This is a genomic window from Rhizobium sp. CAU 1783, from assembly GCF_054551725.1.
On sequence record NZ_JBTOLM010000001.1, the window covers coordinates 935,839 to 956,718 of the forward strand.

A 20,880-nucleotide genomic window follows, 5' to 3' on the forward strand; every position below is an offset into this window, starting at 1 on the left:
CGTTTGCGGGTCTTAAAGCAAAAAGGCCGGCCCGCAGATCGCAGGCCGGCCTTTTCTGGGAACGGAGTGTCCGTCAGCCCTTCGGCTTGAAGCTCTTTTTCTTCGGACCCGTCGACGGACCGCGATCGTCGAACTTGCCCTTCGGCTTGCCGGCATAGGCGGGCCTGTCACCGGACTTTTCGCCGGGCCTGTCGCCCTTGGCGCCATATCCCGACTTCTCGCCCTTCGGCTTGGCGGTCCATTCCGGCTTCGCTGGCTTGTCCCAGCTCCTGGCATTGTCGCCGTTCGCCGCCTTCGGCTTCTTCTTGAACGGCTTGTCGAAGTCGCGATTGCCGCCCGCGGGCTTTGCCGGCGCATCGCCCCAGACCTCGGCATCGGCCCGTTTCAGGTCGTCGGCATAGGGGCGCTTTTCGGCGTACGGCTTCTTGTCGCCATAGGGCGCCTTGTCGGCGTACGGCTTCTTTTCGACGTAGGCCTTCTTGTCACCGTAAGGCTTCTTGTCGCCATAGGATTTCTTGTCGCCAAACGACTTCCTCTCGCCGAACGGCTTGCGCTCCGCATCGTCGCGCGGCGGCCGGGGCGCGCGCTCCTTCGGCGGAGCGGAAAAGTCCGGCTGGCCGTCAAGCCGGCTGACGGTGATGCCGCGTTCGAGCTGGCTGTTGGGCCCAAGGGCGCCGAGGAACTGGTCGAGATTGCTGGCGGCGATCTCGACGAAGGTTTCTTCCGGCTGCATCTTGATGGCGCCGATTTCGTTCTTGGTGATGTTGCCGTTGCGGCAGAGCATCGGGATCAGCCAGCGCGGCTCGGCATTCTGCCGACGTCCGACAGAAAGCGAGAACCACACGCTTGGGCCGAAATCCTGGCGCGGCTTGGTGACCGGCGAGGAGGGATCGGCATAGGCCGGCTCGCGCTGCTTCCTGGCGGCGTCGAGCCGGATCGGCATCAGGTCTTCCGGCGCCGAGCGGTTGCCGCGCTGCAGACGCAGGAAGGCGGCCGCGACCTGTTCCGCACCATGGGTGGCGAGAAGGGTCGCGATGAAGGGGGCTTCGTCCTCGTTGATGGCTTCCGAAAGCGCCGGGTCGGCGAGCAGGCGCTCGTCGTCGCGGGCGAGAACCTCGTCGGCCGAGGGCGGCAGCGCCCAGGTCGGCTGGACATTGGCACCGCCGAGCAGGCGTTCGGCCTTGCGCCGCGCGCTCATGGGCACGATAAGCGCCGAGACACCCTTGTTCCCGGCGCGGCCGGTGCGGCCCGAACGGTGCAGCAGCGTTTCCGAATTGGTCGGCAGGTCGGCATGAACGACGAGCTCGAGGCCCGGAAGGTCGATACCGCGGGCCGCAACGTCGGTCGCGATGCAGACGCGGGCACGACCGTCGCGCATGGCCTGCAGGGCGTGGGTCCGCTCGTTCTGGCTGAGTTCGCCCGACAGGGCGACGACGGAGAAGCCGCGATTGTTGAAGCGGGCGGTGAGGTGATTGACCGCCGCACGGGTCGAACAGAAGACAATCGTATTACGCGCCTCGTAGTAGCGCAGCACGTTGATGATCGCGTTCTCGCGGTCGGCGGGTGCGACCATCAGCGCGCGGTATTCGATGTCGACATGCTGCTTCTGCTCGGACGCGGTCGCGATGCGACGGGCGTTGCGCTGGTAGTTCCGGGCCAGCTCAGCGATCGACTTCGGCACGGTGGCCGAAAACATCAGCGTGCGCCGCTCGTCGGGGGCAGCCTCGAGAATGAATTCGAGATCCTCGCGGAAACCGAGGTCGAGCATTTCGTCGGCCTCGTCGAGAACGACGGCGGCGAGGTTGGAGAGGTCGAGCGAACGGCGGGTGATGTGGTCGCGCAGGCGTCCCGGCGTGCCGACGACGATATGGGCTCCGCGCTCCAGCGCGCGCCGCTCGTTGCGCATGTCCATGCCGCCGACGCAGGAGGCGATCGTGGCGCCGGTTTCAGCATAAAGCCATTCCAGTTCGCGCTTGACCTGCAGGGCGAGTTCGCGAGTCGGGGCAATGGCGAGGGCAAGCGGTGCTTCGGCCGGACCGAAGCGGTCTTCACCGGAAAGCAGCGTCGGCGCAATAGCCAGGCCAAAGGCGACCGTCTTGCCGGAACCGGTCTGGGCGGACACCAGGGCGTCGGCGCCTGCGAGGTCCGGGTCGAGCATTGCCTGCTGGACCGGAGTCAGCGTGGTATAGCCGCGCTTGGACAATGCCTCGGCGATCGGCGCTGCGATGCCGTCAAATTCTGTCATGGATCAGTCTTTCGAATGTGATGGTGATGCGGGCTCAGGCGCCGCGCCCGCCGATTGCGGGTATGTTGGCGCCGTTCCTATCCTCGAAAGCTCCGAAAGTACAGGGGGCGCGGCCGAAAAGGCGGGATATGGTGAAGGCGGGGGCGGATCAGGGGATTGCGCGCCAGGCGATGCGCCGGTCAGCTATCAGACGACAGTGCGGGCGGCCATGTGGCCGGCACGTTGCCGAGCCACGTGCGCATGATCGAGAAATCGGCGCCGCTCGCCTCCCATTCGTGGCCGCACGGCAGCACGTGATGCTCGGTGGCTGCACCCGCCTGATGAAACTGCGCCGCCAGAATCGCGCCATCGCCGGGTGCCCGGCGATTGTCGGTCGCCCCTGTCAGGATCAGGACCGGATAGTTCGGCAAGGTAGGAAAAGCCGATGACGGGTCGGGAGACAGCGAGCGCAGCAGGATAGCGCCCGCCGTCAACTCAGGTCTGTGGCGCACGAGCGCGGCTGCGGCGATGGCTCCGTTGGAATAGCCCACCAGCACCGGAAGCCGTCCCGCAAACAGGCTGCCGAGGTTTTCGAGCAAGACTGCCAGTTTGTCGACCTGGTGTTTCAGGTCGGCGAGATCGAGGCTGCGATCCGGGCTCCGGCGGAAGAAGGCAAATCCACCCTCCCAGGCGACGGAGCCGCGTAGCCGCAGGGTCGGTGCTCCAGTCGATACGTTTCCGCCGAGGGCCTTCAACGCAGTCTCGTCCTGCCCGCTGCCGTGCAGGAAGACCAGCGGCGTTCCCGGGGCATCCGGATTGTCTATCTCGCAATGGAAGCCCGCAATCTTCGGCATTCTTCCGTCCCAGCATTGCCCGAATCTGCCTCGAAGCTTATTGGCAGTTCATGTCTAGCGAATATCAGCGTTCCGGACGCACCATCGCCATCGATTTCGAAACCGCCAGCGAAGAGCGCGGCAGCGCCTGCTCGGTCGGTCTCGCCTGGATCGAGGCCGGCGAGGTCGTCCGTGTCGAGGAGCGGCTGATCCGGCCGCAAACCATGCGCTTTTCGCCGTTCAACATCCAGATTCACGGCATCCGCCCGGAGGATGTCGAGGACGCGCCGGAGTTTCCGGAGGTGATGGACGAATTCGCCGACGATTTCGCCGGTGCGACGATGATCGCCCACAACGCGGCCTTCGACTTCTCCGTCTGGCGTTCAGCCCTCGACAACTACCGCCAGCCCTATCCGGAGCTTTCCTATCTGTGCAGCGTGAAGATGGCGCAGCGCCTGTGGCCCGATCTCGGCTCCCATCGGCTGAACAGCCTGGCCGCCCATCTCGGCATTTCCTTCATGCACCACAATGCGGCCGACGACGCGCGGGTCTGCGCGCTTGCGACGATCGCCATGGCCCGGGACGCTGGCGTGGATGACATTACCGACCTGCCGGCGCGGATCGGGCTCACCCCCGGCCGTCTCTATCGGGGCGGTTACGACGCCTGTTCGATCCGGCGCATCCGCAGAAACGTCCCGGCCTTGTAAGGTCGCGGGCCGCGCTTATTTCTAGTGCAGTCGTCCTTTGGAGATTTCGCCATGTCGTTTCGTGCCACGCTGATCACTGCCGCCGTCGCCCTTTCGGCTCTCGTCCTGCCAGCCCGTGCCGAGGTGGTGGGGGAGGTGGGGGTCGACTGGGTCGGCAACGACATCATCGTCGAGGCGGTCACCGATCCGAAGATCAAGGGGATCACCTGCCACGTCACCTATTTCGACCGATCGATCATCGACCGCCTGTCGAAGGGCAACTGGTTCGAGGATCCGTCCAACAACTCGATTGCCTGCCGCCAGACCGGCCCGATCGAGATCGGCGACATCGATCTCTCCAAGGAAGGCGAGGAAGTGTTCCGCGAGGGGATGTCGCTGATCTGGAAGCAGCTCGTCGTCAACCGCATCTACGACAAGGCCAATGACACGCTGATCTATCTCATTCATTCGCGGCAGGTGGTTGACGGTTCGGCGAAGATGGCGATCTCGACCGTTCCGCTGTTCAACCAGCCGGTCACCTGGACCGAGGGCAAACCCTGACCCCCTAGGAAGTTAAGGGGTTTTTCAGCGGCGTATTGCGCCGCGCTTTCGGTGAACACGGAAACACCCAATTTTGGTCAGGCTCGGCACGGTTTTGTGACGCGGAATGTGCGAGGGGTCACTTTCGCACCGCTTTCAAATTTGGCACATTGGCCCGGACATCAGGCTTCGAACGGCTTTCACCCCAAACTCGTCCGAACCTGTCCATGTCCTGTCAAGAGGGGCTCGGCCCCGCAGTCCAATACCAGTTGCGCTCCGGTCTCTTTCGAGGCCGGAGAGCAAGTCGTTTCGGGGGTGCGCGAGCTTAGCGCACATAGACGACCTTGCCGCCGTTGGCCGCTGTCTGGACGTGGACTACATTGGTCAGCTGGACGTTCTGGGCCTCGAGCGCCGCGACCAGCATCGGATCGGCCGACACTGCCGTCTGCGCCTCGCTCATGGCCGCCTGGTCGGTCGCGAGGTTGGAGAGCCGGGTGAACTCATCCCGGTCGTTGCCGTTGTCGAGGCTGTCGATGCGGACGACGGTGACATTGTCTTCCGCGACGACGGCCGACTGCGCCATCGCGACGCCGCCGGAGACGGTGCCGAGCGCAAGGACGGAGGCGAGGGCAATCCTGATCGCGTTGTTCATGGTCTTCTCCTGTTCGTTTTGGGGCTGCTCAATCACTCTTGATGAGCACTCTTGACGAGCCCAGGCAAAACGCAGGGAAGTCGAACTGGTTCCTGATTTTCGGAAAAAATATAATTATTACAATTATTTAATGAAGGCGTATCTGTGTCTGTGGTGCGGCGACGGCGAGGCGACGAATGTTAGCTAGGCACAACGTCGCGATCCGAAACCCCGGTCTGTCCGGGGCTTCGGTCACAGGGAAGAGTACCGTCTGGACGTTGCCGTCAGGCGGCCTGAGCGAGCTCGTCGGCGATGACGGTGTCGAGGTTGAGGAAGCAGACCATCGACTTTTCCAGGGCGACGATACCGCGGCAGAAGGCGCGCTGGGCTTCCGGGATGATTTCCGGGGCCGGCTGCAGGTCTTCGCCCTTGATGGTCATCATGTCGGAAACCTGTTCGACCAGCAGGCCGACCAGCTTGCCGGCGATGTCGGTGACGATGATGGCGGCACGCTCCGACGGCTCGGTCATCTTCATGCCGAGACGGCAGGCCATGTCGATGACCGGGATCACCGCGCCGCGCAGGTTGATGAGGCCGAGCACGTAGGGCGGGGTATGCGGCATCGGAGTCACCGGGGCCCAACCGCGGATTTCGCGGATCGCCATGATGTCGATGCAGAATTCCTGGTCGCCCAGGTGGAAGGACACGATTTCGAGGTAGGCGCCGGACTGCTTGATTGCGTTGGACATGTCTTAAAACTCTTCCCAGTTTTCGGCTGCCGCGCCCTGGCTTGCGCCACGGGCGGCAACATTGCGGTTGAAGGTCCCCGCGACCTTGTCGATGAGCGTCTTCGCGGGGGACGGTTTTGGCAGCGAGGCGGCGGTCGCCACCTGCGGCTGACCGGGGGCGAAGTCACCCCCGGACATCTTGAACTGGCCGACGAGGCGGGAAAGGTTCTCCGCATCGGTGGCCAGGGTATGGCTTGCCGCGTTGGTCTGCTCGACCATGGCGGCGTTCTGCTGTGTGACCTGGTCCATCTGACCGACGGCCGAATTGATCTCGCTGAGACCGACCGACTGTTCGCGGGCAGAGGTGAAGATCGCCTTGACGTGTTCGTTGATGTGCAGGACGTCGTCGCCGATGCGCTGCAGCGCCTCACCGGCGGCGGTGACCAGCTCGACGCCGGTCTTCACCTCGTCGCTGGAGCGGCCGACCAGGGTCTTGATGTCGCGGGCGGCTTCGGCGGCGCGGCCGGCGAGTGCACGCACTTCCTGCGCGACGACGGCAAAACCCTTGCCGGCTTCACCGGCGCGGGCGGCCTCGACGCCGGCGTTCAGCGCCAGCAGGTTGGTCTGGAAGGCGATCTCGTCGACCACGTTGATGATCTTGCCGATCTCGCCGGTAGCGTCCTCGATGCGTTCCATGGCGGCCATCGCGTTGCTGACCACGGAGCCGGACTTTTCGGCATAGACCTTGGCGCTGTCGACCATGTGGCTCGCCTCTTCGGCGCGCTCGGTGGCGTTGCGGACAGTGGCGGTGATCTCGTCGAGTGCGGCGGAGGTTTCCTCGAGCGAAGCCGCCTGCTGTTCGGTGCGGCGGGCGAGGTCGTCGGCGGCCGAGCGCATCTGCAGGCCGTTGGCGCGGATCGAGCTGCTGTTCTGGGTAATCTCGCGCATCACCTGGTTCAGGTTTGCCGTCGTCTGGTTGAAATCGACGCGCAGGCGGTCGAGGTCGCCGTGGAAGGGTTCGGCGATCGAAACCGATAGATCGCCGTCGGACAGGCGGTTGAGGCCGAGGGCAAGCTGGTCGACGGCGCGCTTGACCGCGGCGCTGTCGGCGGCGATAGCAGCGGCGCGCTCTTCGCGTTCCTGTTCGTTGCGGCGCGTTGCGGCACTGGTGGAGGCTTCAAGGTTCTGCTTGTCGATCGCCGCATTGCGGAAGATCTCGACCGAGCGGGCCATGTCGCCGATCTCGTCGCTGCGTTCGATGGCATCGGTTCCGGCGTCATAGTTGCCGTCTACGATGCGTTGCATGGCGGTGCGGACGGCACGAATGCCATTGACGATGGCATTGCCATGGATCGACTGGAGAAGCAGAACGGTCGCAAAGGCGAGTATCCCGAGGCCGAGCTGGATGTAGAGCGACTGCCGTGTACGCGACGTGGCTTCCTGTACGCGCTCTTCCAGCATGTTGCCGGCGAGCGTCGAGGATTGGTCGAGCATGCCCGACAGCCGTTCGCCGGCACCGTCGATGATGTCGTCGATCCGCGCATAGTCCGCGTCTGCGGCGCCCGTCTCGATGAGGGCCTTGAGATCGACTTGGATCGCCTTCAGCGTCTCCGCGAGGTCGGCGTCGTAGCTTCCAACCAGGGCCGCATTGCCGGAATCGCTTGCGATCCCCTTGAGCACGCTCGCCCCGTCGGTCAGGATCTTGGCGGCCGCCGTGATGACCTCGACGCGCTCCGGCTGGATACTGCCTTCCATCCGGTCGATGATGCTGTCCATGGCGGCGAGTACCAGCCGTGAATTGGCAAGCCGCATTTCATTGAGTTGCTCGACGTCCTGCTGCAGGACCAGGGTGCGCTTGAGGGCCGCATCCACCTGGACGTTCTCGTACCAGCCGACCGCAAGCATGGAGCCGATGCCGAACATGGTCGCCGCACCAAGTGTCATGAGACGCTGGCGCACCGACAGTTTACTGCCCGATATGAAATGTAGCATGCGCCTCCCCGATGGCCCAGCAATGCGGCCGACGCGATGCGTCGACGCTTCCAGTGTGCATGCAGAGGCCCGAGGAAAGAGTTAATGCGTCCCGGCGGACGTTATGTCCGGCTGACCGAAAGGGTCATCTCGCGTGTAAATGATCGCAAATAGTGGTTAAGCAACGGATAATATGGCTGGCAGAGTCGGTTTCCACGGGGAAGGCCGGGCGACGGGATCAGCGTCGAGCGGCCTTCGGTCCCCCGTGCGATCAGGCCACGACAATGGCGCGGCGATAGAGGTGCCATGTCGCGTGGCCGAGAATGGGCAGGGCGACGAACAGCCCGAGGAAACCCGGGATCAGGGCGAGAATGGCGATCACGGCGACAATGATCCCGAAGGTGAGCATCGGCAGCATGTTTTCGCTCACCGTCCGGATGCTGGTGAGCATCGCCGTGACGAAATCGAGATCGTGGTCGAGCAGCAGTGGCATCGATATGACCGTCAGCGAAAAGAGGATCGTCGCGATGACTGCGCCGACGATTGTTCCGACGACGAGGAAGAGCATGCCCTGCGGAGTGGTCGTGACGACGGTCACGAAGGCGCCGAGTGTCGCCGGGATCTTGAAGCCGAGGAACAGCGCCAGCAACAGGCGTACCTGGTAGATCCAGATCCAGAAGATGAAGAGGACGGCGAAGGCCATCCAGGACAACTGGCGTTCCCGCTGGCGGAACACCTCGGTCAGCACGCTGCGCCAGGTGATCGGATCGCCGCGTTCGTGGCGACGGCTCACCTCATAGAGGCCGACCGCGACGAAGGGGCCGATGAGCGGAAAGCCGATGGCGACCGGAATGATCATCCACGGCTGGTGGTAGAGGCTGAGCACCACCAGAATGAAGAGGCCGCCCAGCGCATAGATGCCTCCGAAGAACAGACCGAAGGCGGGAAAGCGCCGGAAGTCTGCAAAACCTTCCTTTAGCGCGGCGGTGACGTCGCTCATGCCGAGCGGATTGATCCGCAACTTGGCCTGCGGGGCTCCTTGAACTGCCTGCTCTCCCATTCGTCCCTCCCAAGACTGCCGGTCACTCACTCAGAATGCTTCCAAGCTCGCAGAAGAATCATTGAAATTCATCAAATTTCTTGAGGGTATCTGAAAAACTTCTCCCTTCCGCTGAAGCGCGGGCGCTATTATAAAGGGGCCATGGAACAGATCGCCGGAAAATCATCGAACCATCTTCTTGTCGCGGGCTTCGTCGCGGCAGGGGTTCTCTTGTCCGGTCTCGTTTTTGCCGGTTGGCTGCGCTTTGCCTCGGACATCGTCCTGACCTTTGCCGAGAACGGGCTTTCCTCCTGTCTCTGAGGGGCGGGCGGATGAGACAAATCCGCGCGCTCCCGGCGAATGACGGGCTGTTGATTTGCACTTTCTTGCGGAACGGCCTAACGGCTCTCGACTGAGTGCCGGGCGGCTTCGTCTCGCCGGCACGCGATGAGGATTTGACGACTGATGAAGACCTTGCGGATTATTCTTTGGGCGGCGGTGATCGTGCTTGCCGGTGTCCTGGGCTGGCTAACGTTCGCCGTGACGGACAGCAAGGACAAGATGGCGGAAGCACCGTTCGGCGTGCCGTTCGAGCTTGTCGACCAGAACGGAAAGCCGATCACGGAAAAAGCCTTTCGTGGCAAGCCGACGGCGCTGTTCTTCGGCTTCACGCATTGCCCTGAGGTCTGCCCGACCACGTTGTTCGAGCTCAATGGCTGGCTGACCCAGGTCGATCCGGACAAGTCTAAGCTCCAGGCCTATTTCGTCACCGTCGACCCGGAGCGTGACACGCCCGAGCTGCTCGGCGCCTATATCTCCAACGTCACCGACCGCGTGATCGGCATCGCCGGCGATCCGCAGAAGGTGGGCGAGGTGGTCAAGGGCTTCCGTGTCTATGCCAAGAAGATCCCACTCGACGAGAAGGATCCGAACGGCGATTACACGATGGACCACACGGCTTCGGTCTTCCTGCTCGATGCGGAAGGTCGTTTCGTCGGCACGATCTCCTATGGCGAGAACCCGGATGTCGCCGTCAAGAAGCTCGAGAACCTGATGAAGGGGTGATCACGCCCCGGCAGTGCCGGAGGCTGTTGCCTTCCGCGCCGCGCCATTGTACCGCAGGCTCTTGCGAAAGGGCGGCCGAAAAGGCCTTGCCCGGATTTTCCATTTCGACAGGATGACCGACCGTGAGTGAAATCCGCCTCTATGTGACGACCACCGAAGCGAAGGCATCGGACGTTCTCGATCTGATGACGATCTGCTTCGGCGAAGAGGACTTTGCGATCGCCACCACCGAGATCGACGAGAAGAACGACGTCTGGGAGGCTTCGGTCTATCTGATGGCGAACGAGGAGGACGAGGTTCGCGGTCGTCTCGAAGAGCTTCTGGCCGAGCCTTATCCCGACCTGCCGATCGAGAGGGAAGTGATCCCCGACGTCGACTGGATCGCCAAGTCGCTCGAGGGGCTGAAGCCGGTCAGGGCAGGGCGCTTCATCGTCCATGGTTCGCACGATCGCGACAAGGTCCGCGTCAACGACCTCGCCATCGAGATCGAGGCTGGACAGGCCTTCGGCACCGGCCATCACGGCACGACGGCCGGATGTCTGGAAATGATCGGCGACGTGGTCCGCTCCCGCCCGGTTACGAGGGCGCTCGACCTCGGCACCGGCAGCGGCGTTCTCGCCATCGCGGTGCGCAAGCTGAAGCGCATTCCTGTCCTCGCCACCGACATCGATCCGATCGCGACCCGAGTCGCGGAAAACAACGCGCGAGACAACGGCATCGTCGACGGGATCGAGTTCCGCACGGCGCCCGGCTTCCATTCGACCGCCTTTTCCGAATTCGGCCCCTTCGATCTGATTATCGCCAACATCCTGGCGCGGCCGCTGATGAAGATGGCGCCGCAACTGGTCGCTCATCTGGAGCCGGGTGGCTCGGTCATTCTATCGGGCATTCTTGCCAGCCAGCGCTGGAAGGTCATCGCGGCCTATAACGGTGCCGGGCTTGCCCATGTGAAGACCATCTGGCGGAACGGTTGGGTCACCATCCACCTCAGGCGCGGCTGAAGCAGGCCAAAAAAGATCGATGCAATGATGCGTTGCACAATTGCGTTGAGCGCATAACGCCTGGGAAATGCAGGTAACGAAAAAGGCGGCATCGCGAGATGCCGCCTTTTTCGGATCAGTTGCCTGATCTGGAGCCTGCGAGCTTTGGGAGGAGAGCGTCGAGCAGGCGTAACGGATCGGGTGCTTGGCCCCTTCCGACCGTCGTCTGACGGATCAGAAAATGCTCGTGCGGGCACCCTTGCTGCGCAGCTCGTCACGCGTGGTGCCGAGAGTTGCCAAGGTCTTGTCGTCAAGGCTCAGAAGCGCGCCGTTGACATAGCGGCTTGCCTGACGTTCGCGGGCGGCGATCAGATTCTGATAAGCGGTGCGAAAGAAGGAGTTTGCCATCGTCTTGTTCCTTGTCCGGTCCGAAATGGGCCGTTCGATGGTTCGAATATAGGGGTCGCAAACGCTTTGAGGCAGAGGGGGTGCTACATGGGTGTTATGCTAATTGTGCATGGCTCGGCTGTTTTTGTCGAATTCTTCCGGTCGTCTGCGCAAAATTTGGGCGTCATGCCGCTTAAATGGTGCAGTGCGAAGACGGGCGCCGGCTTTTGTATTTGATGCGCCCTTCGACAGACTTGCTATAACGGCGTCCGTGAGATTCCAGTTTCGAAAGCGCGCCCATGTTCCAGTCCTTCGACGTCACTTCCACTCCTGAGTTCGGCCGCGAGCGGGTCGAGGCGCTAAGGGCCCGGTTTGCCGCGCTCGGCATCGACGGTTTCCTCGTGCCGCGCGCCGACGAATACCAGGGCGAGTACGTCCCGGCGTCCGCCGAGCGGTTGTCGTGGCTGACCGGTTTCACCGGTTCTGCCGGCATGGCGCTGGTCACTGCGGACAAGGCCGTTGTCTTCGTCGACGGGCGTTACGTGACGCAGCTCGCCGAGCAGGTCGATCCGGCGGTCTTCACCGCGGGCGATCTCGTCAACGAGCCGCCGCACAAGTGGATCGCGAAGAACGTCCACCGGGGTTTCCGCCTCGGCATCGATCCATGGCTGCACACCGGCCAGGAAGTCACGCGCCTCGAGAAGGCATTGACCGATCTCGACGGCACCCTGGTCGTTCTGCCGTCGAACCCGCTCGATGCGCTCTGGAGCGACCGCCCGGACGAGCCGCTTGGTGCGGTTTCGATCCAGTCGATCGCCTATTCCGGCGTGCTGGCCAAGGACAAGATCGCCCGAATCGCGGTCGACCTCGCAGAGGCGAAGATTGACGCCGCGCTGATCACCGATCCCTCTTCGATCGCCTGGATCTTCAACATCCGCGGCGCCGACGTGCCGCACACGCCACATCCGCTGGCGCGCGCCATCATCCGGGCCGACGGCTCGGCCGAACTCTTCCTCGACAAGCGCAAGACCGGCATCGAGGCCGAGGCCTATCTTGGCCAGCTCTGCAAGCAGATCGATCCGCGTCTGCTGGTCGCGCATCTGGAAAAACTCGCGGTCGAGCAGAAGCGCGTGCTCGTCGATCCCGAGCTTACGCCCTTCGCCCTGGTCGAACTCATCCGCGGCCATGGCGGCACCGTGGTCAACGGCGCCGATCCGGCCAAGATCGCCCGTGCCGTGAAAAACAACGTCGAGCTCAACGGCTCGGCTGCGGCGCATCTGCAGGACGGGGTCGCGGTCGTCGAGTTTCTCTCCTGGCTCGACGACCAGCATCCGGGGACGATCACCGAGATCGCCGCGGCCAAGGCGCTCGAGGCGGCGCGGATGCGGGTCGGCGAGCGCATGCAGAACCCGCTCAAGGACATTTCCTTCGACACCATCGCTGGTGCCGGCGAACACGGGGCGGTCATCCACTATCGCGCCACGACCACGACCGACCGGCCGCTCAATTCCGGCGAGATCTTCCTGATCGATTCCGGGGCGCAATATGTCAACGGCACCACCGACATCACGCGCTCGGTGGCGATCGGGGCGGTTTCCGACGAGCACAAGCGGTTCTTCACGCTGGTCCTGAAGGGCATGATCGCGATCAGCATGGCCCGCTTCCCGAAGGGCACACGCGGCTGCGATCTCGATCCGCTGGCGCGCGTGGCGCTGTGGAAGGCCGGCGCGGATTATGCGCACGGGACCGGTCACGGTGTCGGCTCCTATCTTTCGGTGCATGAGGGACCGCAGCGCATCTCGCGGCTCGCGACGCAGGAACTGCTGCCCGGCATGATCCTGTCGAACGAGCCGGGCTATTATCGCCCCGGCGCCTTCGGCATCCGCATCGAGAACCTCGTCTATGTCCGCGAGGCCGAAGCGATCGAGGGCGGCGACATGCCGATGCTGGGCTTCGAGACGCTGACCTATGTCCCGATCGACAAGTATCTGGTGGTCACCGAGCTTCTGACCCGCGAGGAGCTGCGCTGGCTCGACGAGTATCACGCCCGCACCCGCGACGAGCTGATGCCCCTGATGCATGACGAGAAGGCGAAGGCCTGGCTTGCGCGGGCGACCGAGCCGTTCAGCCGACCAGCTGGCGCATGAGCATCACGGCGACCCAGCCGCCGAGCAGCATCGGGATCGCGCTGAAACGCAGGCCGATCAGCAGCGAAAGCGCCATCGCGACCTTGACGTCTGGCCCGCCGGAGAAAAAGGCGGGTGCGACGAGGGTGGTGAGAACGGCGGCGGGAACGGCATTCAGCGCCGCGTCGAGGCGCGGCGACACCGTCTTCATCCGGCTGATCAGCAGGTAGCCGCCGATCCGGGTGAGATAGGTGGCTGCGGCCCCGGCGAGGATCAGCAGCGTCATGTGGGGCGTGAAGAGCTCGCTCATGCCTTTGTCTCCCCGGCCTCGACGACGGATCCGGATGGTTTGGCCGGCGGAAGCAGGGCGGCGAGGATGACGCCGGCCAGCGCGCCGATGCTGACATGCCAGGGCGAGCCGACCAGTTGCTGGGCGATCACCGAGACGACTGCGCTGACGAAGACGACACCGAGGAAGTTTGCGCGCTTGCGGAAGCCGAAGACGAGGCCCATGAAATAGATCGGCAGAAGCACGTCGAAGCCGAGCGCCTTGGGGTCGCCGATCAGGCTGCCGAAGCCGGCGCCGATCGCGCTGATGCCGACCCATCCGATGTAGATCGTCGTGGCAAATCCCATGTACCAGGCGAAACTCACCTTCTGTCCCGTCTCGCCGCGCACCAGAGTCTGGGCGAATTGCGGATCGCTCAAAAGGAAGAACGAGAGCGCCTTTTGCAGCGGCGAAAAGTGCTGGATGAAGGGGGTGATCGCCGCCGAATAGAGGACGTGGCGGAAGTTGACGGCAAAGATCGACATCACCACGAGCCAGAGCGGTACCGAATGGCCGAAGAGCTCGATGCCGACAAGCTGGCTTGCACCGGCAAACAGGGTGGCGCTCATCAGCGTCGCCTCGGCGACGGTCTGGCCGTTGCTGACGGCAATTGCACCAAAAAGCGCGGCAAAGGGGATGGTCGATACCAGGATCGGCGTGCTGCCGCGCAGACCATCGGTAAATTCGCTGTTCATCAGTCCGTCTCTGTTGTGGTTCGCCCCTCACTGCCGCAAACGGCCCTGATAGACAAACCAATTAGCGTGATGCTTGATCGCACCCTGTTGATCATCATCATAACCTCGCCGAAGACGGCGGGGATTTCTTGAACGAAAGGAGCGGCGGCGATGGCGAGCCCGGAATTTTCTCCCGAACAGCTGGCGGTGCTGGTGTCATCCGTCCAGCAGCACGTCGCGGCGGAACATGATCTGGAGCTCGGCCGGTTCGAGGCCGAGAGCCTGATTGCATTCATGGCCGGCACGGTCGGTGCGCTTCTCTACAATCGCGGCCTGCACGATGCGCAGGCGCTCTTTGCCCGTCAGGTCGACAGCCTCGGCGACGCGATCTACCAGCTGGAGCGGCCGGTCGGGCGCTGAAGCCGGACTCAGGCGGGGATCTCGACCGCAAACGCGAAACGGGACGTCTGGCCGGGTGCGAGCGTCGCGGTGAAGGGGCGCGCGGCCAGATCGTTCGATGCGCCGATCTCCGCCGCCGTGCCATGCCATGGCTCGATGCAGAGGAAGGGCGCGCCGGGCTTGGTCCAGAGCGCAAGGTTCGGCAGGTTGTCGAAACGGAAACGGAGCTTCGGGCCGCCGTCGACGCCGTAGGTCAAACCGGTGCCGGCACCTTCGGGAAAGATCATGGCGTCCTGCGCGAAGAGTTCGGGCGAGACCGTGAGGCGGCCGCCCGAGAAGGGCGAGGGCAGGCGATCGGGGCCGAGAAGCCCGTTTGCAAGCCTGGCAAGCCGGGGCTCGGCGTCATTGTCGAGCGCGACGACATGCGGCTTGCCGTCGGCACCCGGCAGCGGCCACCGGAAGGCCGGATGGAAGCCGATGCCGAAGGGCATCGGGCTGTCGTCCCGGTTCTCGACCTCGGCTGCGACGGTGAGCGTGTCGCCATCGAGCGCATGGGTAAGCGTCAGGGCAAATTCGAACGGGTAGACCGCGCGCGTCGCGTCCGTTGCCGAAAGCCGGTGGGAGCAGCGTGCCGCGCCCTGTTCGACGATTGAAAACGTCGCGCGGCGGGCAAAGCCGTGCTGGGCCATCTCGACCTGCCGGCCGTCGACCGTCAGCCTGTCGCCGGGCGCCTTGCCGACGATTGGAAAGAGGATCGGCGAGCGACCGGACCACCAGGCGGCATCGCCGTTCCACAGCCACGAGCGGCCGTCCGACGAGGCAAGCGACTGCATTTCCGCGCCGAGGGCGGAGACCTCGACCACGAGGCGGTCATTGGCGATCCTGACGATTTCCGGCATGGCGGGTCCCTTCGATTGCTGTCTGAGCCGTTGTCTATACAGTTTGCCGGTCAGACATGACACCTGGTCGATGCCCGGCGTGCAACGCCCCGCCTTATCTGCCCTTCGGGCATCTTCTCCCGGGAGGAGAGGGAAACAACCGTTACATCCCGTACCTCATCCGAGCACAGGGATTATGCCGCAGGTTTAGCCGGCGGGGATGTTCAATGTCAGAATCGGCCGGAGCAATCAGCGTTTGGGGCGGACCTGGAAGGTGTGTTCCGGACCGGGGAAGGTGCGGGCGCGGACTTCCGCGGCATAGTCTCCTGCGGCCCCGGAGATCACCTCGGCAAGTTCCGCGAAGTGCTTGACGAAGCGCGGCTTGAAGTCGTTGAACAGGCCGAGCATGTCGTCCGACACGAGGATCTGGCCGTCGCAGGCGGGCGAGGCGCCGATGCCGATGGTGGCGGCTGCAACCGTGCCGGTGATCTCGCGGGCGAGCGGTTCGACCGTCCCCTCGATCACCATGGCGAAGGCGCCGGCCGCATCGACGGCCCGGGCGTCGCGGCGGATCTTGTCGGCTTCCTTTTCACTGTGGCCCTTGGAGCGATAGCCGCCCGAGGTGTTGACCTGTTGCGGCATCAGGCCGACATGGCCGAAGACCGGCACGCCGCGCGAGACGAGGAAGGCGATGGTCTCGGCCATCTCCTTGCCGCCCTCCAGCTTGACGCCGTCGCAGCCGGTTTCCTTCATGATGCGGGCGGCGGTGCGGAAGGCCTGTTCCTTCGATTCCTGATAGGAGCCGAAGGGCAGGTCGACGATGACGCAGGCGCGGGCCACGCCCCGCATGACGGCCTGGCCGTGGGCGATCATCATCTCCACCGTGACGCCGACCGTGGTGTCCATGCCGTAGAGCACCATGCCAAGGCTGTCGCCGACGAGCAGTAGGTCGCAATGGACGTCGAAGAGGCGTGCCATCGGCGTCGTGTAGGCCGTCAGCGAGACGACGGGGCGCTCGCCCTTCAGGGCGGTGATGTCGGCCGGGGTAAGGCGCTTCTGGCGGGGCGGGGTGCTCATGGTCAGGCGGCCTCCATGCCGGTTTCGGAAGAGATGTCGATGACGCGATTGTCGAGGAGCCGGGTTCGGCCGAGGCGCACGAAGAGGAGCAGCAGGACCGGGCCGGAGACGGTTTCGATCGCCTCTAGCGTATCGGGATGACGGAGCGCCACGACCTCCGGCTCGGCCAGTGGCTCGCTGCGAATGAAGGCCGTGATCCGGGCTTCGAGGTCCGATGTCGACGTGACGCCGGCGCGGATCAGCCTCGCGGCCTCCTCAAGCGCGTTCGGCACGATCACGGCGGCGGTGCGTTCGGCCGGGGTCAGGTAGACATTGCGCGAGGAGCAGGCGAGACCGTCGGCCTCGCGCACCGTCGGGACCGGGACGACGCGCACCGGCTGGGCGAGATCCTCGACCATACGGCGGATGATCGTCACCTGCTGGTAGTCTTTCTCGCCGAAATAGGCGGCGTCCGGCTGGACGATGTTGAAGAGCTTGGTGACCACGGTGGCGACGCCGGCGAAATGGCCCGGACGGGCGGCACCCTCGAGCTCGGAACCAAGCTTCGGAACGTCGACGACGGTTTCCATGGGGCGCGGATACATGTCGGCGACCGAGGGGGCGAAGAGGAAATCGACGCCGGCCGCTTCGAGAAGGACCTGATCACGGGCGAGGTCGCGGGGGTAGCGGGCAAGGTCCTCGTTGGCGCCGAACTGCAGCGGATTGACGAAGATGGAGACGACGCTCACCGCGTTTTCGGCCTTGGCGCGGGCGACCAGCGTCAGGTGTCCCTCGTGGAGGTAACCCATGGTCGGCACGAAACCGATCGATCGACCGGCCCGGCGCAAGGGGCCGAGCTTCTCCCGCAGCTCGGCGATGGTGGTGACGGTCTCCATATCGGTCCTCCGCAATACCTTATGGCGCGCCGGTCCCCTAGCGTGGATGGAACGGGAAATCAATTGGCCAGAGGAGGTGTGTGTGCGGTGCGGGAGGATGCCCCCGGCACACGGAGGATCAGCCGCCGAGCACATCCCTGCTGGAGATCACGGCGACGCCGGCGGACTTCATCTCGGCGATTGCCGCCCTGACACCGTCCGGGTCGATGCCGCGCGAGCCGTCCTCGATGAAGCGCACGGTCACGCCCGGCAGCATCTCGGCCGCATCGAGCGCCGAAAACTTCACGCAATAGTCCGTGGCGAGGCCCATCAGGTCGAGTTCGGTGACGCCGGCGCCCTTCAGGTAGTCGGCGAGGCCGGTGAGTGCTGCGCGGTCGTTGTCGCGGAAGGCGGAGTAGCTGTCGACGGTCGGGTTTTCGCCCTTGCGCTGGACATAGGCGAAGCCGGCGGTCAGCAGTTCCGGATGGAAAGCCGCGTCGACCGTGCCCTGCACGCAGTGATCGGGCCACATGACCTGCGGCTTGCCGGAGAGTTCGCCCATTTCGAAGGGCTGCTTGCCGGGATGCTGCGATGCGAAGCTGCCGTGGTCGGCGGGGTGCCAGTCCTGCGAGGCGACCACCAGATCATAACCGCCGCCTTCGATCAGGGCGTTGGCGACAGGCACCACCGCATCGCCGTCGGCGACGGGCAGGTTGCCGCCCGGGCAGAAGCCGTTCTGAATGTCGATCAGCAGCAAGGCTCGGGTCATGGTCGCGTCCTCATGGTCGGTGTGCGCTGCAAGATGACAAGGCGCGGGACCCGGATCAAGGGGCTTCATACGGCTTCGCCTTCACGCGAGCGGTTTCGCCCCGTGGTGTGCCAGATTCTACTGTCCTCTCCCTTTTCGGGAGGTGTTCGGCCGGGACACGATCGCGTGCCGCGACTAAAGCTAAATACATGACACCCGATCGTGTCCCGTTCGGTGTCTTTTGCCGGGCAAACTTTGTCTCTCTGCGCGGATGACGGCACCTTTTCCAGGGTTGCGTTCGCGGCTTTTTGTCCTTCTTATCCCGCGACGCCACGAAAGCCGGGGAGATCCCCGCCAGTCGCCAGTCCAATCATGTGTGCCCCACAGGCACGTCCCGCCCTTCAGGCGAGATGGAGACCCTTCATGCCCGGCCCCCGGGGAACGGTCCGCGTTTCGACCGCGACACCGGGGCACCGGTCCCGCCTCGCCGGCAACGCAACCGGTGTAACCGATGGCGGGACGAGGCAAGTGTGGCGGCATCCTGCGGGGCGGGGACGAATGACGGCCGGTGACCTTGAATCCGCTGGCATTTCACGTTTTTTCTTCCCCCTGTTCGCCGGCGTTCGGGACAAGGGAATGCGCGGGCGGCAATGTCGATGGCCGACTGCCCCGGCGCCTGAACGGAACGGGCCGCGCGGTTGTCCGCTGCGGCCCGGTTTCTCGATCGGCGTTGTCGTCCGGAGGCTTGCCGGCTCAGAGTTCGGTCGAGGTTTCTTCGACGATCGGCGTTTCGGCGGGAGTCTCCGTCGTCTGCGTCGTCTCGGTGGTTTCGGTCGGCGTGGTCGAAGCCGTTTCCGTCGTGTCGACGGTGCCGTCCGCGGCGGCGGGATCGGCGGCGGCGGTATCCGTGGTGCCGGTATCGGCGGTCGGGTCCGTCGTGTCGGCCGTTTCCGCCACGGGTTCGGTCCCCGTTGCCGTGTCGCCGGTATCCGATCCGGTTGCCGTCTCCGTTCCGGTGCCGTCGGTCGTCCCATCACCGGTTGTCGCGGTGTCGTCGGTGGCCGGGGGCTCTTCGGCAACGGGCGCTTCTGCCGCAAGGGCTTCGCGGATCTGGTCGATCTTGCCGACGGCCGTGCCGACGCCGAGCTGTTCCTTCGCCCAGGCGAGCGCCTCGGGGGAAATCGTGCCGGTCTTGGTGGCAGCGGCGAGGGCCGCCTCCAGAGCGGCATCGCCGAGTGCCGGATCGTCGACGGCGGGCGCCGTGCCGTTGGCCATCTCGTAGGCGGCATAGGCGCTGGCAAAGGCCGAAATGGCGCTCATGCGCGGGTCGGCGGTGTTCATCAGTGCCTTGTAGTTGCGCTTCAGCGAATTCAGGCCGGCGAGTTCGGCCGCAGGCTTGGCGGCGGGCTTTGCCGTGGGCACCGGTGCCTTGGCGAGCTTGTTCTTCTGGCCGGTCGTCTTGGTGGCCGAGGCCGTCTTGGTGGTCTTGGACTTGCCGCTCTTGCCTGACTTTTCTCCGGTCGTCGATGCCGACTTCTGCGACTTCGAGGACGAGCCGGCCGAGCGCCCCGATTGGCTGGATTTGCCGCTGTTGCCGGAGGAGTTGCTGCTCTTGCCGCCGCCGCCACCATTTCCTCCGCCGTTTCCGCCACCATTGCCACCACCGTTTCCGCCGCCCTTACCACCACCATTGCCCCCCTTGGCGAAGGCTTCAGGCGAAAAGTCGGCGGCGCCGAAGGCGAGCGGCGAGGCGGCGAGGACGAGTGAAAGGCTAAAGGCGGTGACGAGACGGGACAGGCGCATGCAATCCTCCAAGGTGAGATGATCGCAGGCTAGACAGACGCGCCGATGGCGTCGAGCCGAACATTGCGAAAGCGTAAAGAACTAATTTAGAGGTGCACTAGAATGTTTCACGTCCGTTGCCCGGAACGGTACGATCGTCGGTTCCGGTTCGACTGGGCGGGGCCTGGGGAGGTGGCAGAACCCTTGCCGCAAACCTTGACGGACCGGGCGCAAAATCCTCGCGGAGGGGCGTTTCCGCCGGTCCGCCGCCACCTTTGGCGAGCCTTGGGCGTGTGCCGAAACGGAACGTTAACCATGTTGATTCTAAACACGTTTTGTAACGTGAGGATGTTTCGCATGAAGAATGACGCCATGACCGGCCAGGCTACCCCTTCCATCGCCTTTTTTCCGCTCGCAAGCCGCCGCGACCTCGTTCGCCGCTCCGCCGTCGAGCTCGATCAATGCCATGGACCGGCTGCCGTCGATTACTGGCGTACCACATGCCGTGCGCTCGGCAACGAACTCCTGGCGCTCGGTTGCCCCGAAGAAGAGATGCGGGCCGAAATCATGGATTTCCAGGCTGCCGTGCAGATGGAACTGATGTGGCTGCATCGCGGGGAAGAAGCGCTGGGGTGAGGGGGCTTGGTCGCTTGCCGCTTTCGGCAGCGACGCCTCGGGTAACCCAAGATCTCGCGTTCGATTGTTCCGATTGCCTGTTGAACCTTGATCGGCTCCCCGCTTCACGCGCTCTGGTGCTGCGGCCTGACACCCCCCTCTGTCACTTCGTGACATCTCCACCTCAAGGGGGAGATTGGCGGCAACACGTTGCATTCGCCTTCATCCAGCCCGGTTGTGTTCCGCGAAGAGCGAGCGAGGTTGGTTATGATCGATCTCCCCCTCGAGGGGGAGATGCCCGGTAGGGCAGAGGGG

The 20,880-nt window shown here is 64.2% G+C and carries 22 protein-coding genes; 8 read left to right on the forward strand and 14 right to left on the reverse strand.

Features of this window, described 5'->3' with window-relative positions; genetic code table 11:
* Positions 1–73 precede the first annotated feature (73 nt).
* Positions 74–2,245: a DEAD/DEAH box helicase gene (locus ACX93L_RS04220; RefSeq protein ID WP_459403674.1), complete on the reverse strand. Its 2,172-nt coding sequence runs from the start codon at positions 2,243–2,245 to the stop codon at positions 74–76.
* 179 nt (positions 2,246–2,424) lie between these two features.
* Complete coding sequence (locus ACX93L_RS04225; RefSeq protein ID WP_459403675.1) at positions 2,425–3,078, reverse strand: alpha/beta hydrolase; 654 nt, start codon at positions 3,076–3,078, stop codon at positions 2,425–2,427.
* Between the two features lie 50 nt (positions 3,079–3,128).
* On the opposite strand from ACX93L_RS04225, the gene ACX93L_RS04230 reads away from it, so the two are divergent.
* The gene (locus tag ACX93L_RS04230; RefSeq protein ID WP_459403676.1) at positions 3,129–3,764 is read left to right on the forward strand and encodes a 3'-5' exonuclease; all 636 of its coding nucleotides are present in this window, start codon (positions 3,129–3,131) and stop codon (positions 3,762–3,764) included.
* Between the two features lie 51 nt (positions 3,765–3,815).
* Entirely contained in the window at positions 3,816–4,304 is a 489-nt protein-coding gene (locus ACX93L_RS04235; protein WP_169587300.1) for a CreA family protein, read from the forward strand.
* Positions 4,305–4,608: 304 nt separating this feature from the next.
* On the opposite strand, the gene ACX93L_RS04240 is transcribed toward ACX93L_RS04235, so the two are convergent.
* The 4 genes from ACX93L_RS04240 to ACX93L_RS04255 all read right to left on the reverse strand — a co-directional run bounded on the left by ACX93L_RS04240 (position 4,609) and on the right by ACX93L_RS04255 (position 8,673).
* Entirely contained in the window at positions 4,609–4,935 is a 327-nt protein-coding gene (locus tag ACX93L_RS04240; RefSeq protein WP_459403677.1) for a hypothetical protein, read from the reverse strand.
* A gap of 263 nt (positions 4,936–5,198) precedes the next feature.
* Positions 5,199–5,663, reverse strand: a complete 465-nt coding sequence (locus ACX93L_RS04245) for a chemotaxis protein CheW (protein ID WP_169587303.1) — start codon at positions 5,661–5,663, stop codon at positions 5,199–5,201.
* Between the two features lie 3 nt (positions 5,664–5,666).
* Positions 5,667–7,634 (reverse strand): methyl-accepting chemotaxis protein, encoded by a 1,968-nt coding sequence (locus tag ACX93L_RS04250; protein WP_459403678.1) that lies wholly within the window; start codon positions 7,632–7,634, stop codon positions 5,667–5,669.
* A 250-nt stretch (positions 7,635–7,884) separates the two neighbouring features.
* Positions 7,885–8,673: a DUF2189 domain-containing protein gene (locus ACX93L_RS04255; protein ID WP_459403679.1), complete on the reverse strand. Its 789-nt coding sequence runs from the start codon at positions 8,671–8,673 to the stop codon at positions 7,885–7,887.
* Positions 8,674–8,814: 141 nt separating this feature from the next.
* Here ACX93L_RS04255 and ACX93L_RS04260 point away from each other — a divergent pair, with 141 nt between their 5' ends.
* From ACX93L_RS04260 to ACX93L_RS04270, 3 genes are all read left to right on the forward strand, one after another.
* Entirely contained in the window at positions 8,815–8,973 is a 159-nt protein-coding gene (locus tag ACX93L_RS04260; protein ID WP_459403680.1) for a hypothetical protein, read from the forward strand.
* A 144-nt stretch (positions 8,974–9,117) separates the two neighbouring features.
* A complete protein-coding gene (locus ACX93L_RS04265; protein ID WP_459403681.1) occupies positions 9,118–9,717 on the forward strand; it encodes an SCO family protein in 600 nt (199 codons plus the stop codon).
* Between the two features lie 122 nt (positions 9,718–9,839).
* The gene (locus tag ACX93L_RS04270; RefSeq protein ID WP_459403682.1) at positions 9,840–10,718 is read left to right on the forward strand and encodes a 50S ribosomal protein L11 methyltransferase; all 879 of its coding nucleotides are present in this window, start codon (positions 9,840–9,842) and stop codon (positions 10,716–10,718) included.
* A 213-nt stretch (positions 10,719–10,931) separates the two neighbouring features.
* On the opposite strand, the gene ACX93L_RS04275 is transcribed toward ACX93L_RS04270, so the two are convergent.
* Complete coding sequence (locus ACX93L_RS04275; protein ID WP_169587314.1) at positions 10,932–11,105, reverse strand: hypothetical protein; 174 nt, start codon at positions 11,103–11,105, stop codon at positions 10,932–10,934.
* 278 nt (positions 11,106–11,383) lie between these two features.
* On the opposite strand from ACX93L_RS04275, the gene ACX93L_RS04280 reads away from it, so the two are divergent.
* On the forward strand, positions 11,384–13,231 hold the full coding sequence (locus ACX93L_RS04280; protein WP_459403683.1) for an aminopeptidase P family protein: 1,848 nt from the start codon (positions 11,384–11,386) through the stop codon (positions 13,229–13,231).
* Here the strand turns inward: ACX93L_RS04280 and ACX93L_RS04285 are convergent.
* Together ACX93L_RS04285 and ACX93L_RS04290 are read right to left on the reverse strand one after the other, a co-directional pair.
* On the reverse strand, positions 13,209–13,520 hold the full coding sequence (locus ACX93L_RS04285; protein WP_459403684.1) for an AzlD family protein: 312 nt from the start codon (positions 13,518–13,520) through the stop codon (positions 13,209–13,211). The genes ACX93L_RS04280 and ACX93L_RS04285 overlap by 23 nt on opposite strands.
* Positions 13,517–14,236, reverse strand: coding sequence for an AzlC family ABC transporter permease (locus ACX93L_RS04290; RefSeq protein ID WP_459404137.1), 720 nt, complete (start codon positions 14,234–14,236; stop codon positions 13,517–13,519). The genes ACX93L_RS04285 and ACX93L_RS04290 overlap by 4 nt, the downstream gene beginning before the upstream one ends.
* Before the next feature lie 147 nt (positions 14,237–14,383).
* Here ACX93L_RS04290 and ACX93L_RS04295 point away from each other — a divergent pair, with 147 nt between their 5' ends.
* Entirely contained in the window at positions 14,384–14,632 is a 249-nt protein-coding gene (locus ACX93L_RS04295) for a DUF2164 domain-containing protein (protein ID WP_459403685.1), read from the forward strand.
* Positions 14,633–14,640: 8 nt separating this feature from the next.
* Here ACX93L_RS04295 and ACX93L_RS04300 read toward each other — a convergent pair whose 3' ends face one another.
* The 5 genes from ACX93L_RS04300 to ACX93L_RS04320 all read right to left on the reverse strand — a co-directional run bounded on the left by ACX93L_RS04300 (position 14,641) and on the right by ACX93L_RS04320 (position 19,971).
* On the reverse strand, positions 14,641–15,510 hold the full coding sequence (locus ACX93L_RS04300) for an aldose 1-epimerase family protein (protein ID WP_459403686.1): 870 nt from the start codon (positions 15,508–15,510) through the stop codon (positions 14,641–14,643).
* Between the two features lie 228 nt (positions 15,511–15,738).
* Positions 15,739–16,566 carry a 3-methyl-2-oxobutanoate hydroxymethyltransferase gene (panB, locus tag ACX93L_RS04305; RefSeq protein ID WP_459403687.1) on the reverse strand — a complete coding sequence of 276 codons (828 nt, stop codon included), beginning with the start codon at positions 16,564–16,566 and terminating at the stop codon, positions 15,739–15,741.
* A gap of 2 nt (positions 16,567–16,568) precedes the next feature.
* Positions 16,569–17,441, reverse strand: coding sequence for a pantoate--beta-alanine ligase (gene panC, locus ACX93L_RS04310; RefSeq protein ID WP_459403688.1), 873 nt, complete (start codon positions 17,439–17,441; stop codon positions 16,569–16,571).
* Positions 17,442–17,559: 118 nt separating this feature from the next.
* Positions 17,560–18,189 (reverse strand): bifunctional nicotinamidase/pyrazinamidase, encoded by a 630-nt coding sequence (gene pncA, locus ACX93L_RS04315; protein WP_459403689.1) that lies wholly within the window; start codon positions 18,187–18,189, stop codon positions 17,560–17,562.
* A gap of 732 nt (positions 18,190–18,921) precedes the next feature.
* A complete protein-coding gene (locus ACX93L_RS04320; protein ID WP_459403690.1) occupies positions 18,922–19,971 on the reverse strand; it encodes a hypothetical protein in 1,050 nt (349 codons plus the stop codon).
* Positions 19,972–20,307: 336 nt separating this feature from the next.
* On the opposite strand from ACX93L_RS04320, the gene ACX93L_RS04325 reads away from it, so the two are divergent.
* Entirely contained in the window at positions 20,308–20,586 is a 279-nt protein-coding gene (locus ACX93L_RS04325) for a DUF6074 family protein (protein WP_459403691.1), read from the forward strand.
* The last annotated feature ends 294 nt before the right edge of the window (positions 20,587–20,880 follow it).